The sequence below is a fragment of the Thalassospira sp. MIT1004 genome, from assembly GCF_001858545.1.
GTDB lineage: Bacteria > Pseudomonadota > Alphaproteobacteria > Rhodospirillales > Thalassospiraceae > Thalassospira > Thalassospira xiamenensis.
Window position 1 is genome coordinate 392,810 of sequence record NZ_MCAO01000033.1, and the last position, 15,134, is coordinate 407,943.

Genomic DNA, 15,134 nt, shown 5'->3' on the forward strand with positions numbered 1-15,134 from the left:
GCCATCTCGCGTCGGTTTCGACTTCAGATAGAAATCAGATAATTTCGGCACCTTCGTCAAACGCAAGGCGAGGGCTGCGATCAAACAGTTTTGAGGGGTCGCCATAGCCGATATTGATCAGGAAATTGCTTTTGACCGACGTGCCCGCGAAGAATTCCCCATCAACCTTGGCATTGTCAAAGCCTGACATCGGGCCGCAATCAAGTCCAAGGGCACGTAACGCCAGAATGAAGTAGGCTGCCTGTAATGTTCCGTTACGAAACGCGGTGGTGGCAATCAGGTCATCATTGCCTGAAAACCACGATTTTGCATCTGTATGCGGGAACAGTTTCGGTAATTTTTCATGGAATTCCATGTCATAGGCAATGATGGCTGTGACCGGAGCTGCCAGGGTTTTTTCCCGATTTCCTTCGGAAAGTGCCGGTTCCAGACGTTGCTTGGCGTCCTGTGATTTAACAAACTTGATGCGCATCGGTTCGCAGTTGGCGCTGGTCGGGCCCATAACCGTAAGGTCCCACGCCTTTTTCAGAAGCGCTGTGTCGACATCGCGATCCTGCCAGCCATTGTGGGTTCGAGCTTCATTGAAAAGAATGTCGAGTGCGTCTGAATCCAGCATGCGAATCTCCCTTAATACTGCGGTTGAATTGAGTGCCTTTCAGGTAGGTTGCAGTGAACTATACACAAGCCGAGTGACGAAATTGTGGAAAAACAATTGGTTCGCTGGTAGGTTCACAAAAAACATAATTACCGGAAACCATAAAATGAAGACTGTGGTTTTGGGGGCTGCAGTGACCAATGAGTGGGGTCGCAAAAAGATGGATGTGGCAATGCAAGCACAGACCAATGGGCAGCAAACTTCTGATGCTGTTGCGCGCGCCAAACGCGCAAACATGTTTCGTTGCATGGTATTCGGCACGGCCTTTGCGGTCGGTCTGACATTTGGTGTCTCGCCGGGCATGGCTCAGAATGCCGATACAAGCGGTACTGCAACGGAAATCCAACCTCCTGCTGCTGATGTGTTGCAGTCTGATAATCGCCAAAGCAACAATGATGCCTCCAGGGACGTACAGGCACCATCGGGTGATGCGACGTCGGCCGTTGTGTTTATGTATCATCGGTTCGCGGAAACCGATTTCCCGTCGACCAATATTCGTGGTCCGCAGTTCGAAGCCCATATCCGCGAACTGACAAGTGGCAAATATACGGTCATGGGCATCCCGGAAATCATTGATGCCATGCAAAATGGCAAAGGACTTCCTGATTATGCCGTCGGTATTACGGTCGATGACGCCTACCGTTCGGTTTATGACGTTGCGTGGCCAGCCTTTAAAAAGCACAATATCCCGATGACGGTATTCGTCGCGACCGAGCAGGTTGATGCCGGGTACGAGAACTACATGACCTGGGATATGTTGCGCGTACTGGTCAAGGACGGGGTAACCATTGGCGGCCACAGCCAGCATCATTCGCACTTGCCAAGCTTGCCAATCGAGGAAGTGAAGGCCGAACTTGCGCATTCGGCGCAGCGTTTCAAGGAAGAACTGGGCTTTGTCCCGGACATCTTTGCATATCCGTATGGCGAGGCCAGCGACGAAGTTGTCGCAGCGGTCAAGGAAGCCGGTTATAAGGCGGCATTTGGCCAGCAAAGCGGCGCGATGAGTACGGAATCGGATATGATGTATTTGCCGCGCTTTGCCATGAACGAGAATTACGGCGAAATGGACCGCTTTATTCTGGCGGCAAATTCCCTGCCGTTATCGGTCAGCGATGTGACACCGCCAAATTACACGCTTGAACGTAATCCGCCAGCATTCGGCTTCACCCTTAAGCAGAAGGCAGCCCACATAGCCTGTTACCCTTCCGAGGGCGAACCGACCATGAATCGGCTGGGCGATGAGCGGGTTGAAATCCGTCTGGATGCCCCGGTTTCATCGGGGCGGTGGCGGATCAACTGTACTTCGATGGGGCCGAATGGACGGTGGCGCTGGTTTGGAATGCTTTATACCGTTCCCTGATAAATCATTGAGAATGAACAATGAAATGGCGCCATGGGTTTTACGAACCTGTGGCGTTTTTTCTGATCACTTTGGACGCTTGCGCGCAATCAACGGAGAAGGTAGGTTAATCACACTTCTTCAACGTAAATAGCTGGTAACCACAGTGCAGGCAGGAAAAAATATCCTTCTGATCATCTCGGGCGGCATTGCCGCCTATAAGGTTCTTGAGGTGATCCGGCGGTTGCGTGACCGGGATATCAATATACGCGCGATCCTGACCAAAGGCGGTGCAGAGTTCGTTACACCGCTGTCGGTGGCGGCCCTGACCGAGAACAAGGTTTATCAGGATCTTTTTTCTCTGACCGATGAGGCCGAAATGGGCCATATCCGCCTGTCGCGTGAGGCCGACCTTGTTCTGGTCGCTCCGGCAAGTGCCGATATCCTTGCGAAAATGTCCACCGGACAGGCGGGTGATCTTGCAACGACGGCCCTGTTGGCTACCAACAAGCCGGTGATGGTCGTTCCGGCGATGAATGTCGAAATGTGGAACCATGCGGCGACACAGGCAAATATCGCGACCCTTGAAGGGCGTGGCGTGATGTGTGTCGGGCCGGCGGCGGGTGATCTGGCTTGTGGTGAAACCGGATCGGGTCGTTTGGCAGAACCTGCTGAAATCATCGCAGCGGTTGTTGATTTTCTTGAAGGACAGCCGGTTTCAAAACCGCTTTCAGGGAAAAAGGCCGTTGTAACCAGTGGCCCGACATACGAGCCGATTGATCCGGTGCGCTACATTGCCAACCGGTCTTCGGGCAAGCAAGGGCATGCGATTGCCGCGGCTCTTGCTGCGGCCGGTGCAGATGTGACGCTGGTTAGCGGCCCGGTAAGCCTGCCTGATCCGATGGGTGTCAAAGTTGTGCGTATTGAAACAGCCCGCCAGATGCTTGATGCGGTGCTGGCCGCCCTGCCCGCCGATATTGCGGTTTGTGCTGCCGCAGTTGCAGATTGGCGCGTGGCCGAAGAAGCAGGTCAGAAGCTTAAAAAAGATGGCTCTGGTGTGATTGCAGACCTGAAGCTTTCGGAAAATCCGGATATTTTGGCGACACTCAGCCAGAAAGGTCCTAAACGCCCGCAATTGGTTGTTGGTTTCGCTGCCGAAACGGAAAATGTCATCGAACATGCCCGCGCCAAACGGGCGCGCAAGGGGTGTGACTGGATTCTTGCAAATGATGTCGCCCCTGGAACCGGGACCTTTGGCGGTGATCATAATGAAATTTTCCTGATTTCCGGGGTGGATGCCACCAGTGACGAAACTTGGCCTCGTCAGGGTAAGAACGGTGTGGCGCGGGCGCTGGCAGAACGAATTATCCAGCATTTTGCATGATATTATGGATTTAACCCGGTCAGTGTTTGTGTGGCATTGCAACGCATCTGACCAGAAAAGTGAAGACAAGGATTGTTTATGACGCGTTTGACTGTCGATCTGAAACAGCTGCCCCATGGTGCGGATTTTCCGCTGCCCGATTATGCCACCGCACAGTCGGCGGCCGTCGATTTGCAGGCAGCGATTGACGATACGCTTGTGATTGCACCGGGTAAACGGGCCATGGTTGAAACCGGTATTGCGATTGCCCTGCCCGCCGGGTTCGAAGCACAGGTTCGCCCGCGTTCGGGGTTGGCTGCGAAAAATGGCGTCACGGTTCTGAACAGCCCGGGGACGATCGATGCGGATTATCGCGGTGAAATCAAAGTAATCCTGATCAATCACGGTGACGCGGCATTCACCATCGAGCGGGGTATGCGCATCGCCCAGCTTGTGGTCGCACCGGTAACCCAGGTGGCGTGGAATGCAGTTGCCGATCTGGATGAAACGGCGCGTGGTGCCGGTGGCTTTGGATCGACCGGTGTTGCTGCACCGGCGGTAAAAACGGTCTGATTGCCGTAAATACAGCAGCAATATCATCGAAAGCATTTGGGTTATCTGATGATGTTGCTGCGTTGTGAACTCTGATAATCGCCAGTCCCGATATTTCCGGGGGGATCAGCGGAACTGCAAGGGGAGCATGAAAGAGACGATGTTAAAACTGTCAAAGAAGATGCTGTTCGCCATAGAGGCGGTGGTGGACATCGCCTATAACGCTGCGGGTGAACCGGTGCAAAGTCGCGATATCACCGCACGTCAGGGCATTCCGAAACGTTATCTTGAACAGACCCTGCAACAGTTAGTGCGTGCCGACATTCTGGTCGGTGTGCGCGGTCCGCGCGGCGGGTATCGTCTGGCACGTGAACGTCGGCGCATTACCCTTGCCGATATTGTATCCGTCATCCGGTCAATGGAAACATCCGACGACCCGATCGAGGATCCGGCAGGATCGCCGTTGGGTAAGGAAGTTGTCCGTCCGCTTTGGCGGGAATTGCAGGACGAAATGATGGTGGCGCTGACCCGGATCACGGTCGAGGATCTATGCAACCGTGCGCGTGACGCAGGCCTGCGCAGCGGGATTGAGGAATCACCGGATTTCATTATTTAGTCGTCGGAACGGGCTGCGGATTGTTGTATCGTTAAACCACAAGAATCCGCTGCGGTTCATATCCAATACACAGGCATCGGAAACCGGCCAAACCAGGTTTTGCGTAAAAACTGTTTAAACCCAATTGACTTGGGTGTTAAACGGGATAAATACAAATCAAGAATGTGATTGGTTTTAAATTACAAGAAATTGCGAGGAAAACATGACTGAGTTTCGCGGCAAGATTTACGACAGCATCATCGACACCATTGGTGCGACGCCGCTGGTTCGTCTTTCACGTCTGGCAGCGGCCGAGGGTGTGAAGGCCGACCTGATTGGCAAGCTTGAATTCTTCAACCCGCTGGCCTCGGTCAAAGACCGTATCGGTCTCGCAATGATCGAGGATGCCGAAAAGTCCGGTCGGATCAAGCCGGGTGCAACACTGGTCGAACCGACATCTGGCAATACCGGTATCGCGCTTGCTTTTGTTGCGGCGGCCAAGGGTTATAAGCTGATCCTGACCATGCCCGAAAGCATGTCGCTGGAACGCCGCAAGATGCTGATGCTTTTGGGCGCGCAGATTGACCTGACCCCGGCAGCCAAAGGCATGAAGGGTGCTGTTGCCCGCGCCGAGGAACTGGTCGCCGAGATTGATGGCGCGATCATGCTTCAGCAGTTTGAAAACCCGGCAAACCCGGAAATTCATCGCAATACGACGGCCGAGGAAATCATCAAGGATACCGCAGGCAAGATCGATATCTTTGTTGCCGGTGTCGGTACTGGCGGGACATTGACCGGTGTTGGTGAAGTCCTGAAAAAACATAATCCGAATATCCAGATCGTCGCGGTCGAGCCCGAAGACAGCCCGGTTATTTCCGGTGGCGCACCTGGACCGCATAAAATCCAGGGCATTGGTGCCGGTTTCATTCCAGGTAACCTTCATACCGATGTGATTGACAAGGTCATGACGATTGGCAATGAAACCGCCTTTGCCACCGCACGCAAACTTGCCAGCATCGAAGGTCTGCCGACCGGGATTTCGTCCGGTGCGGCCGTTGCTGCCGGTATCGAGCTTGGCCAGTTGCCGGAAAACGAAGGCAAACGTATCGTGATCATCATTCCGAGCTTTGCCGAACGTTATCTGTCGACCCCGCTGTTCGAAGGTCTGCAGTAATCCGGTTTTGCTGACCGAAGCATCTTAAGAAGGCCCGGATTTTCCCGGGCCTTTCTTGTCTGAGGCATGCGCGCTATATGCAATGGCAGACCCGTTTGGCATGAATGAAAGAAACCGCCTGTGAGTGATTTTGATTTCAGCGAAAATGAAGTGCAGCGCTATGCCCGGCATATCGTTCTGAAGGATGTTGGCGGCACAGGGCAAATGAAGCTGAAGCGCGGGCGGGTGCTGATTGTCGGCGCGGGTGGACTTGGATCACCATTGGCAATGTATCTGTCCGCGGCCGGGGTTGGCAGCATCGGGATCGTCGATGCGGATACGGTCGAACTTTCCAATCTGCAGCGTCAGATCGTGCATGGCATGAAAGATCTTGGCAGCCCCAAGGTCGAAAGTGCCAAATCTACCATGCTTGATATGAACCCGGAAATCACCGTACGGACGCATGACGTGCGGCTTGATGCGTCCAATGTTATGGACCTGATTGCGGATTATGATGTGATTGCCGATGGGTCGGATAATTTCGAAACACGATTCCTGCTAAACGATGCATGCTATTTTGCGGGCAAAACGCTGGTGTCGGGTGCAGCCCTTCGGTTTGACGGGCAGGTTTCGACATTCAAGGCGCATCTGGGCGATCCGCATCCCTGTTATCGCTGCATCTATCACAGCCCACCGCCCGAGGATGCCATTCCGTCCTGTGCGCAGGGGGGTGTTCTTGGTCCCGTCGTGGGCATGATTGGCGGGATTCAGGCAACCGAAATCCTCAAGGAATTGATGGGGATTGGCGATGGTTTGTCCGGCAGGCTTGTGATTGTCGATGCACTTGGTGCATCCTTCCGAAAGATCAAAGTCCCGCGCGATCCGGGCTGCCCGCTTTGTTCCGAAAACGCCAGTATCAAGGACCTGTCCATTCATGAGCATTGAAACCGCGAAACAGTCGGAAAGCCCACGGAAATTGTCACTGGTGGTGTTTTCAGGCAGCTTTGAAAAGGTTCATTACGCACTCGTAATGGCATCTGCGGCACTGGCTTCGGGGCGCGAAGCCACCCTGTTTTTCACCATGGAAGCCTGTCGTGCGGTTCTGGCTCCGTCGGGCTGGCGTCATTTGCGGACAGAGGCCGAAGGGGCAACGGCTACCTCGATTGATCTCAGTTATTCCATACGTGGCATCGGCACGTTCGAGGAACTGCTGTCGGCCTGTGTCGCACTGGATGGTAAGTTCATGGTTTGCGATATGGGTCTTCGTGCGCTTGGCCTTGAAAACGAAGCAAAGCGCGAAGAACTTAAAATCGAGACGGGCGGCGTGGTAACGTTTCTGAATGACGCCCGTCAACAGGGCGAAATGCTGTTTATCTAAGACGTTGAAGAATTCAGTTGGTGCTTGTCAGTAGCTTGATGCCAAGTCCGGCAAGACACAGGCCCACCCCACGTTCAACCCAGATTTTAATAGCTGCGATGCGCGCTTGCACCGAAGGCAGTGTCAACGCGACCGCGACCAGTGCAAACCAGATCATGTGGCATGCCGCGATATACAAACCGTAACCGATTTCCATCAAAACCGGTGTATCGGGTGAAATCATCTGACTGAACAATGAAACGATGAACAGCATCGTCTTGGGGTTAAGGGCATTGCAGGCAAAACCGATCCAGAAAGCGGATCGGTTCCGTTTTTGATCTTCTTCCGGCCTGTTAGTGCTTTTGTTTGTCATTCGAGTCTGAAGGGCCGCGGGTCTTTTCGAAAATAAAGGCCGAATATCTGGCCAAAGTGCGGATATCCCCAGCCATATCAGATAGGCAGCACCCAGATAGCGCAAGCTGGTCAGAACCCAGACATTACTGGCAAATACAACGCCAAGCCCGATCAGCGTATAGGCCAGATGTACTGAAACACCGCTGCCGATCCCGATAGCGCACAGAACACCAGCGCGACGACCCCGTGTAAGTGCAATACGCGTCACCATGGCGAAATCCGGTCCGGGGCTGATAACGGCAAGAATGGTGATGATGGCGACGGCAATGACTTCGATCTGGGCAATAACGGGCATATTCGTGGTCCTTGATCTGTGAGTTGATTCAGTATCAAATTGAAAAGATCATCAGAAAATCGAAAATTCGTGGGAAATTTCGTGAGTAATTTTCACAGAAAGCGCAATCTGCCGCCACTTGCTGCGTTACCTGCCTTTGAGGCCGCGGCACGGCATCAAAGCTTTTCCCGCGCTGCCGAAGAATTGCACCTGACGCATGGTGCGATCAGCCGTGCAGTCGCGCAGATCGAGGAACGGCTGGGTATTGATCTGTTTGTTCGTCGCAACCGGCGTGTCTGGTTGACCCCGGCAGGCGAACGGCTTTTCAAGTCGGTCGTAACAGCCCTGGACGGGCTGGATGGCACGGTCGAGGAAATTCACCGCCATGACAGTGCATCGCCGATACTGTCAGTATCGTGCGAACCCAGCCTTGCCATGCGCTGGTTGATGCCAAGGCTGGGTGCGTTTCGCGAAGCTAATCCTGACTTGAATATCGATCTAAGGCTGGCCGGTGGGCCGGTTGATCTGCTGGTTGAGGGATGCGATCTGGCAATCCGGCGGGCCGATTTCGGCATTGCCGAGGATTACGAGGTAACCCGCCTTTGGCCGGAATTTGCCGGGCCGGTTTGTGACCCGGATTGCTGGGAAGGCATTCTGGTTCGCGATTTGTCCAATGCGCGATGGCTGCATAGTCGTACGCGGCCGGATGCCTGGGATATTTGGAAACGGGCGAGTGGAAGTAATGCAAGTCCGGCAAGCAAGCAATATTTCGACCATTTCTTTTTTACACTTCAAGCCGCTGTCAATCGTTTGGGGACTGCAATCGGGCCTTTGCCGCTGGTTTATGATGATCTCGTGGCTGGCCGATTGGTTGCGCCGCACGGTATGGCACCTACCGGCTATGACTATGTCCTGATTACATTGGATAGACCGGGGCGCGACCCGCGGATTTTGCGCTTCTTTGACTGGATGATGGTCGAAGCCAAGGGAATTGAAAGTGGAGTCGTGCCGCAAGACTGATTGATATCGGGCTGCCCGATTGACCGTTGGTGGAACAATGCACGAACAGGGTGCGTTTCGGTCTGTATATCAAACAGATTAAGCGCGAACTGGAAGCGGCATGACCAATCTTTCCTATCTTGCAACCGTCGAAGGCTATTTCGATATTGCGGTAATCGACATGATCCTGCGGCTGTGCGCGGCAACCGTCATTGGCATGCTGATCGGGTTAAACCGGGATGTGAATGGCAAGCCGACCGGCATGCGCACATTGGCATTGGTAGCACTTGGTGCGGCGGTTGTGTCGGTGGTTGCTGTACATTTCGAGGATTTGATCGATCACCCTGATGCACTATCGCGCGTCGTGCAGGGGATTTTGCAGGGCGTTTTAACCGGCATCGGCTTTATCGGGGCGGGTGTTATTCTGCGCCATCCAAAGGATATGTCAGTCAGCGGCCTGACGACGGCGGCAACCGTCTGGATCACGGCGGCACTTGGCATCGCATGCGCCCTTGCGGCCTGGCATATCGTGGTGATCGCGACGGTGTTGACGTTGATTGTCCTGATTGTTTTAAAACCGGTCGAACTGATGCTGGTTCGGCTTCTGGGTAGCGACGAAACGGTGGAAGATATCAGGAAAGACAACGAAGGCTGATTGCCATCGATCAGAAATCCTCCCCCTCCCGGAAGGCGGCGAGGTCATCAATCCGCCGATAAGGCAGCAGCGTTTGCAGTTCTTCGGCGGGTGTGCCGGTCATCAGGCTGTGCAAATGTTCTGACAGGACTTTTCCAACCTTGCGTTGCGGCTGGTAGTAATAGGCAAGTTTCTGTTTTGAAAGCATACGGAACGGCATGCCGCCAAAGCCGACAACACCAATTCCGTCACGGATCGTATCCATGTCCAGTTCCAGCAATGCTTCGAGTGCACCAATCATTGTCATCTGACTTGCGCAGACCACGGCAGTAGCATCGCGCTGATCAGTCAGCAGGCGGATGGTGGCTTCGCGGGCCGCGCGGACGGAAACATCCGAAGTCATCCAGATCAGGCTTTCTGGATCAAGTCCTGCCTCGATCATGGCGCGGCGCGCACCGCGTTTGCGATATCCGAAAAAGGTCAGGTCTTCAGGCGGATCAATCATGCCGATTTTGCGGTGGCCGTCATCAATCAGGCGTTTGACCGCATCATATGCCGCCTGTTCATCATCGTGATCGACAAAGGCATGCGGAGTTAAAAGTTCGGTACGGCCAAAGCTGACAAAGGGAAAGTCATGTTGCAGGCAGTATTTGGCGCGGCTGTCCTGCAATGTGGTGCGCGAAAAGACAACCGCATCGGCCATGTGTTGCGTATGTACGCGGCGAACGGGTTCAAGTGGATCTTCGCTGCTGGTCTGGGCCAGGACAACCAGTGAATAGTGATCGGCCTCCAAACCTTTTGCCAGGCTTTCAACCTGGGCCAGAAAGCCCGGGTCGCCATAATCACCAACTTCGGGGGAATACAGGATCGAACAGACCTGCATGGTTTTGCCGGTGCGCAGCATGACGCCACGGGCATCGGGGTGATAACCGATTTCGGCCGCCGCGGCTTTGACGCGTGCGACCGTATCAGGTTTGACCTCCGGCCCGTCTTTCAATGCACGAGAAACCGTTGTGACCGACAGGCCAAGACGGTCAGCAATAGTGCGAAGGTTCGGGCGGGAGGCTGACATACACAGGTCCGTTCATCTATTCTTTGGCGGACAATCTAATCGCCCGTTTGTGGTTAAGGCAATGCGTTGCTTTCGATCACGCGCCGCATGAAGTCATAAGACGCCTTTGGCGTCCGTTTCTGCGTGTTGTAATCGACATGCACCAACCCGAACCGCTTTTCATAGCCATATGCCCATTCGAAATTATCAAGCAGGGACCAGGGCATATATCCTTGCACATTTGCGCCTTCGTCAACGGCGCGCAAAAGAGCCGAGAGATATTCACTGTAGTAGGCAATGCGATCCTGATCTTCGATATAGCCGTCATGACCGGGAAGATCGATGAAGGCACCGCCATTCTCGGTCACGAAAACCGGCGGATTGCCGTAGTTCTCCTGCAGGATTTTCATGGTGCGATAGAAGCAGTCACCATCAATCGCCCACCCCATTTCTGTGCGACGGAAATATTTTGGCGGTTCGGCGTGTTTGAACGGCCATGCGCGTCCTTCAGTGGCTTCTATATAGCTTGGAAAATACTGGTTCAGGCCCTGAAAATCGACTTTGGTTTTGATCGCTTCAAGGTCTCCATCCTGAATATGGGGTTCCATGCGATCAATAATCAGCTCGGGATAGCGGCCGAAATAGACCGGATCAAGGAAGGTGCCATTCCATTTGGCTTCGAACAGATCGACCAGATGGGCGTCCTGTTCGCGCCGATGCGGCAATGTATAGGCCTTGTGCATCGGCAAAACGAATCCGACCGGTGCATCGGGATAATGATGCTTGATCACGCGGGTCGCCCGCGCATGGCACATATTCAGATGATGGGCGACGCGCATCGCCGCGCGTGGATCGGTAATGCCCGGTGCGTGGCGGCCTTCTTCGTGACCGACCCATGCAACCACGTTGGGTTCGTTAAATGTAACCCATGATTTGACCCGGTCGCCAAACCGCTTCACCAGCAATTCGGTGTAATCGCCAAACCAGTCAACGATATCGCGATTCGCCCAGCCCCCGCGATCCTGCAACGCCTGTGGCAAATCCCAGTGATAAAGACAAAGCCAAGGATCAAGACCGCGTTCGCACATTCCGTCAATCAGCCTGTCGTAAAACGCCATGCCGACTTCATTAACTTCGCCGGTGCCATTCGGTATGACACGCGGCCACATTACCGAAAATCGATAATGTTTCGCGCCAAGCCGGCGGATCAGGTCAAGATCCTCGGCCCAGCGATGGTAATGATCGCAGGCGACGCTGCCGTTGTCGCCATTGGCAACCCGGCCGGGTGTGGCGCAGTAGGTGTCCCAGATGCTGGCGCCGCGCCCGTCGTCGCTCGCGCCGCCTTCAATCTGATAGCTTGAGGTCGAGACACCCCAGCGGAAACCGTTGGGAAAAGGTTTAATCATGATTGCTTCCTTGCCCTGTCGCGGATCACATTCGTTGGCAGATCCAAAATCGTAACGTTTCGGAAATTTCGGCAAAAAAATAATGCCGGATCGATTTCGCCTTATTATGGCCGGGTTTTCTTGATTGACAAGAGTGAATAAAGCGCTTATCAAAAAAATCGAAACGTTACGAATTTTCGACCATTTAAGAAGTCGGGCGCGAACGTATCCATTAGGGAGGACATCCGTTATGAAGAAATTTTCAAGGGTTGCAGCACTTGCGACATTTCTGAGCGCCGGTGTTTCTGCCGGTGCGCTTCACGCCCAGACTGCCGAAGTTCTGCATTGGTGGACATCGGGCAGCGAGCAGGCTGCTTTGGGCGAAATCCGTACCGTTTTCGAAGCACAGGGCGGTAAATGGGTCGATACACCGATTGCGGGTGGCGGCAATGCCCGCGCGGCTGCGGTTAACCGCATGCTGGGCGGCGACCCGGCGACTGTTTTCCAGTTTTCCATCGGGCAGCAATTGCGTGAATTGGCCGATCAGGGGCTTCTGGCCGATGTAAATGCGGTGGCCGAGGAAGAAAACTGGGATGAAAAGCTGCCGCCACTTATCGTTCAGGCGGCAAAATATGATGGTGATTATATCGCTGCCCCGATCAACATCCATGGTGAAAACTGGATGTTCTACAACAAGGAAGCGCTTGAAAAAGCCGGGATCGAGGTGCCGAAAAGCTGGCCGGAATTCGTTGATGCGGCCAAAAAGCTTGAAGATGCCGGTGTGATTCCGATCGGCCTTGGCGGGCAGCCGTGGCAGGAACGCATCCTGTTTAACAGTGTCCTTCTCGGCGTTGGCGGGCGTGAATTCTACGCCAAGCTATACAGCACGCTGGATGATGAACTTCTGGCATCCGACACCATGCGCAAGGTGTTTGAAGCCTTTGCAGCGCTCAAACCCTTTGTCGATGAAGCGAGCCCGGGTCGTAACTGGAACGAAGCGACCAATATGGTCATCCGCGGCGACGCCGCGTTTCAGTTTATGGGTGACTGGGCCAAGGGTGAAATTATTGCGGCCGGTGTCGAACCGGGCACAACGGTCGGCTGTGCCTTCGCCCCGGCCATCGATACCGCCTATATCATGACGGTTGATGCCTTTGCCTTTTCCGCGATGGACAGCGAAGAAGCACAGGCGGCCCAGGAAAAAATGGCGCATGTGATGCTGGAGCCTGATGTCCAGATTGCGTTCAATAAGAAAAAGGGTTCGATCCCTGCCCTTCTTGATGTGCCGGGTGACAGTTTTGATGTCTGTGCACAAAAGGCCATGGCGACATTGCAGGACAAGAAAACCCATCTGGTCAGTACCGGTCTGTTTGGTGTTCCAAGTGCCGTTTCCGGGGCAATTGATGACAGTATCTCCAATTTCTGGAACAGTGCTGACATGAGTCCGGAACAGGGGCAGGAAGAATTCCGTCAGGCGATTTCCTACGCCAAGTAAGGCAGATGGAATGACACGGCTTTGCAGGTGTGCCGCTGCTTGATGCAGCGGCACCTTTACAAAGAAGCGAGATTACTTATGGCCGAACCGGCACAGGGTGCGTTGAAAACTTCGCACGACGGCAGACGGCGCTGGCGTCCGCAATGGACGGCAAGAATGGCGCTGATCCCTGCCATGACGATTACCATCGTCTGTTTTTATGGCTTTATTATCTGGACCTTTGTGATTTCGCTGACGCGGTCGCGTCTGTTGCCGGTCTATAAATTTACCGGCTTTGACCAATATGTGCGCCTGTTCGCCAATGAACGTTGGTGGACGGCAATGCAGAATATTGCCATTCATGGCTTCCTGTTTATCGGTGGATGTATCGTTTTCGGTTATTTGCTGGCGATTCTGATTGATCGCGGGATCAAGGCCGAGGGCATGTTTCGCACGGTTTTCATGCTGCCGCTTTCGATGTCTTTCATCGTGACAGGTGTCATCTGGCAATGGGTGATGAATCCGGGTTTGGGGCTTCAGGATGCTGTGCGCGAACTGGGCTGGACTACATTTGAGTTCAACTGGATCGTGCGTCAGGACCGGGCGATCTATACCCTTGCCATTGCCGGAATCTGGCAGCAGGTCGGGCTGTGCATGGCGCTATTTCTAGCAGGGCTGCGTAATGTCGATCCCAATATCTGGAAGGCATCAAGGGTGGATGGCATTCCGGTCTGGCGGGTCTATCTGCATGTGATTACGCCGATGATGCGCACCGTATTCTTTACCGTATTCATCCTGATGAGCGCGATTGTCATGAAGGCCTATGACCTTGTCGTTGCCCTGACCGGCGGCGGGCCCGGCTTTTCATCGGATTTGCCGGCGAAATTTGTGGTCGATCATATCCTGAACCGGCAGGAACTTGGCCTTGGTGCGGCCGGTGCATTTGTATTGCTTTGTACCGTGATTGCAGTCATTTCGCCCTATATCCATTTTGAACTGCGCAAAGCACGCGACGGTGGGGGGCATTGACCATGCGATTTAACTGTCTTGCGCTTTATGGACTGCTCGGGATTGCTGCCCTGATGATTTTGGCGCCGGTTTTTATCATGGTGTCGACATCGCTTAAACCGATGGATGAAATTCGTGATGGCAGCATCTTTGCCCTGCCGGTGGAACCAAGTTTTGACGCGTGGCGCGAAGCATGGTCTGGCGATTGTAGCCAAACCGCAGGCGGAAATTGCGGTGGTCTGTCATCCTCCTTCCTGACATCAGTCAAAATCGTCATTCCGGCGCTTTTCCTTTCGGTCGGACTTGGTGCGGTTACCGGTTATGCCTTGGCAGCGTGGAAAATACGCGGGGCCAATCTGATGTTTGCTGCCCTTCTGGTTGGCATGTTCATCCCGCCACAGGTAACACTTTATCCCCTGATCATCATGGTGCGCGAACTGGGAATATTCGGATCCATTCCGGGATTGGTTCTGGTGCATGTCATATGGGGCGTTGCCTTTACCACCATGATGTTTCGTAACTTTTTCAAAACCGTTCCACAGGATCTGCTGAAAGCCGCCCGCATTGACGGAGCCGGTTTCTGGCCCTTGTTCTGGCATGTCATGTTGCCCCTTTCGTTGCCGATCCTCGGTGTCGCGATGATTTTGCAGTTCACATATATCTGGAACGATTTTCTGTTGGGCCTGACCTTTGGTGGGCGATCCGGACAACCGATGACGGTTGCGCTCAATAACCTTGTCGGATCGCAGTTCGGCGAGAAGGAATATAACGTGGATATGGCTGCCACCATGCTGACGGCGCTTCCGACATTGGCTGTTTATCTGCTGTCGGGGCGGTTGTTTGTTCGCGGAATTGCGGCTGGTGCAGTGAAAGGATAACGG

Annotated in this window: 16 protein-coding genes; 12 read left to right on the top strand and 4 right to left on the bottom strand. The window is 54.0% G+C overall.

Annotated elements, in window-relative coordinates:
- Positions 1-34: 34 nt before the first annotated feature.
- Complete coding sequence (locus tag BC440_RS13390; RefSeq protein ID WP_063092226.1) at positions 35-616, bottom strand: malonic semialdehyde reductase; 582 nt, start codon at positions 614-616, stop codon at positions 35-37.
- 145 nt (positions 617-761) lie between these two features.
- Here BC440_RS13390 and BC440_RS13395 point away from each other — a divergent pair, with 145 nt between their 5' ends.
- The 7 genes from BC440_RS13395 (at position 762) to BC440_RS13425 (ending at position 7,035) form a co-directional block, all read left to right on the top strand.
- Positions 762-2,015: a polysaccharide deacetylase family protein gene (locus BC440_RS13395; RefSeq protein ID WP_063092225.1), complete on the top strand. Its 1,254-nt coding sequence runs from the start codon at positions 762-764 to the stop codon at positions 2,013-2,015.
- Between the two features lie 145 nt (positions 2,016-2,160).
- Positions 2,161-3,378, top strand: coding sequence for a bifunctional phosphopantothenoylcysteine decarboxylase/phosphopantothenate--cysteine ligase CoaBC (gene coaBC / locus BC440_RS13400; protein WP_063092224.1), 1,218 nt, complete (start codon positions 2,161-2,163; stop codon positions 3,376-3,378).
- A gap of 78 nt (positions 3,379-3,456) precedes the next feature.
- Positions 3,457-3,930 (top strand): dUTP diphosphatase, encoded by a 474-nt coding sequence (dut, locus tag BC440_RS13405; RefSeq protein WP_063092223.1) that lies wholly within the window; start codon positions 3,457-3,459, stop codon positions 3,928-3,930.
- A 139-nt stretch (positions 3,931-4,069) separates the two neighbouring features.
- Positions 4,070-4,525 carry an Rrf2 family transcriptional regulator gene (locus tag BC440_RS13410; RefSeq protein ID WP_007088455.1) on the top strand — a complete coding sequence of 152 codons (456 nt, stop codon included), beginning with the start codon at positions 4,070-4,072 and terminating at the stop codon, positions 4,523-4,525.
- Positions 4,526-4,727: 202 nt separating this feature from the next.
- Positions 4,728-5,678, top strand: a complete 951-nt coding sequence (gene cysK, locus BC440_RS13415) for a cysteine synthase A (protein WP_007088454.1) — start codon at positions 4,728-4,730, stop codon at positions 5,676-5,678.
- A 120-nt stretch (positions 5,679-5,798) separates the two neighbouring features.
- Positions 5,799-6,602, top strand: a complete 804-nt coding sequence (moeB, locus tag BC440_RS13420) for a molybdopterin-synthase adenylyltransferase MoeB (protein ID WP_063092222.1) — start codon at positions 5,799-5,801, stop codon at positions 6,600-6,602.
- Positions 6,592-7,035 (top strand): DsrE family protein, encoded by a 444-nt coding sequence (locus BC440_RS13425; protein WP_063092221.1) that lies wholly within the window; start codon positions 6,592-6,594, stop codon positions 7,033-7,035. Before moeB ends, BC440_RS13425 begins: the two co-directional genes overlap by 11 nt.
- 13 nt (positions 7,036-7,048) lie before the next feature.
- On the opposite strand, the gene BC440_RS13430 is transcribed toward BC440_RS13425, so the two are convergent.
- Positions 7,049-7,723, bottom strand: a complete 675-nt coding sequence (locus tag BC440_RS13430) for a LysE family translocator (protein ID WP_063092220.1) — start codon at positions 7,721-7,723, stop codon at positions 7,049-7,051.
- Positions 7,724-7,804: 81 nt separating this feature from the next.
- Between BC440_RS13430 and BC440_RS13435 the strand changes: the two genes are divergently transcribed.
- Positions 7,805-8,722 carry a LysR substrate-binding domain-containing protein gene (locus tag BC440_RS13435; protein ID WP_063092219.1) on the top strand — a complete coding sequence of 306 codons (918 nt, stop codon included), beginning with the start codon at positions 7,805-7,807 and terminating at the stop codon, positions 8,720-8,722.
- 100 nt (positions 8,723-8,822) lie between these two features.
- On the top strand, positions 8,823-9,356 hold the full coding sequence (locus tag BC440_RS13440) for an MgtC/SapB family protein (RefSeq protein ID WP_063092218.1): 534 nt from the start codon (positions 8,823-8,825) through the stop codon (positions 9,354-9,356).
- 10 nt (positions 9,357-9,366) lie between these two features.
- On the opposite strand, the gene BC440_RS13445 is transcribed toward BC440_RS13440, so the two are convergent.
- Positions 9,367-10,407 carry a LacI family DNA-binding transcriptional regulator gene (locus BC440_RS13445; protein WP_063092217.1) on the bottom strand — a complete coding sequence of 347 codons (1,041 nt, stop codon included), beginning with the start codon at positions 10,405-10,407 and terminating at the stop codon, positions 9,367-9,369.
- Between the two features lie 53 nt (positions 10,408-10,460).
- Complete coding sequence (locus BC440_RS13450) at positions 10,461-11,792, bottom strand: GH1 family beta-glucosidase (protein ID WP_063092354.1); 1,332 nt, start codon at positions 11,790-11,792, stop codon at positions 10,461-10,463.
- A 229-nt stretch (positions 11,793-12,021) separates the two neighbouring features.
- Between BC440_RS13450 and BC440_RS13455 the strand changes: the two genes are divergently transcribed.
- From BC440_RS13455 to BC440_RS13465, 3 genes are all read left to right on the top strand, one after another.
- On the top strand, positions 12,022-13,266 hold the full coding sequence (locus tag BC440_RS13455) for an ABC transporter substrate-binding protein (RefSeq protein ID WP_063092216.1): 1,245 nt from the start codon (positions 12,022-12,024) through the stop codon (positions 13,264-13,266).
- Positions 13,267-13,422: 156 nt separating this feature from the next.
- Positions 13,423-14,274 (top strand): sugar ABC transporter permease, encoded by an 852-nt coding sequence (locus BC440_RS13460; RefSeq protein WP_063092353.1) that lies wholly within the window; start codon positions 13,423-13,425, stop codon positions 14,272-14,274.
- A gap of 2 nt (positions 14,275-14,276) precedes the next feature.
- Positions 14,277-15,131 carry a carbohydrate ABC transporter permease gene (locus tag BC440_RS13465; protein WP_063092215.1) on the top strand — a complete coding sequence of 285 codons (855 nt, stop codon included), beginning with the start codon at positions 14,277-14,279 and terminating at the stop codon, positions 15,129-15,131.
- Positions 15,132-15,134: the final 3 nt, after the last annotated feature.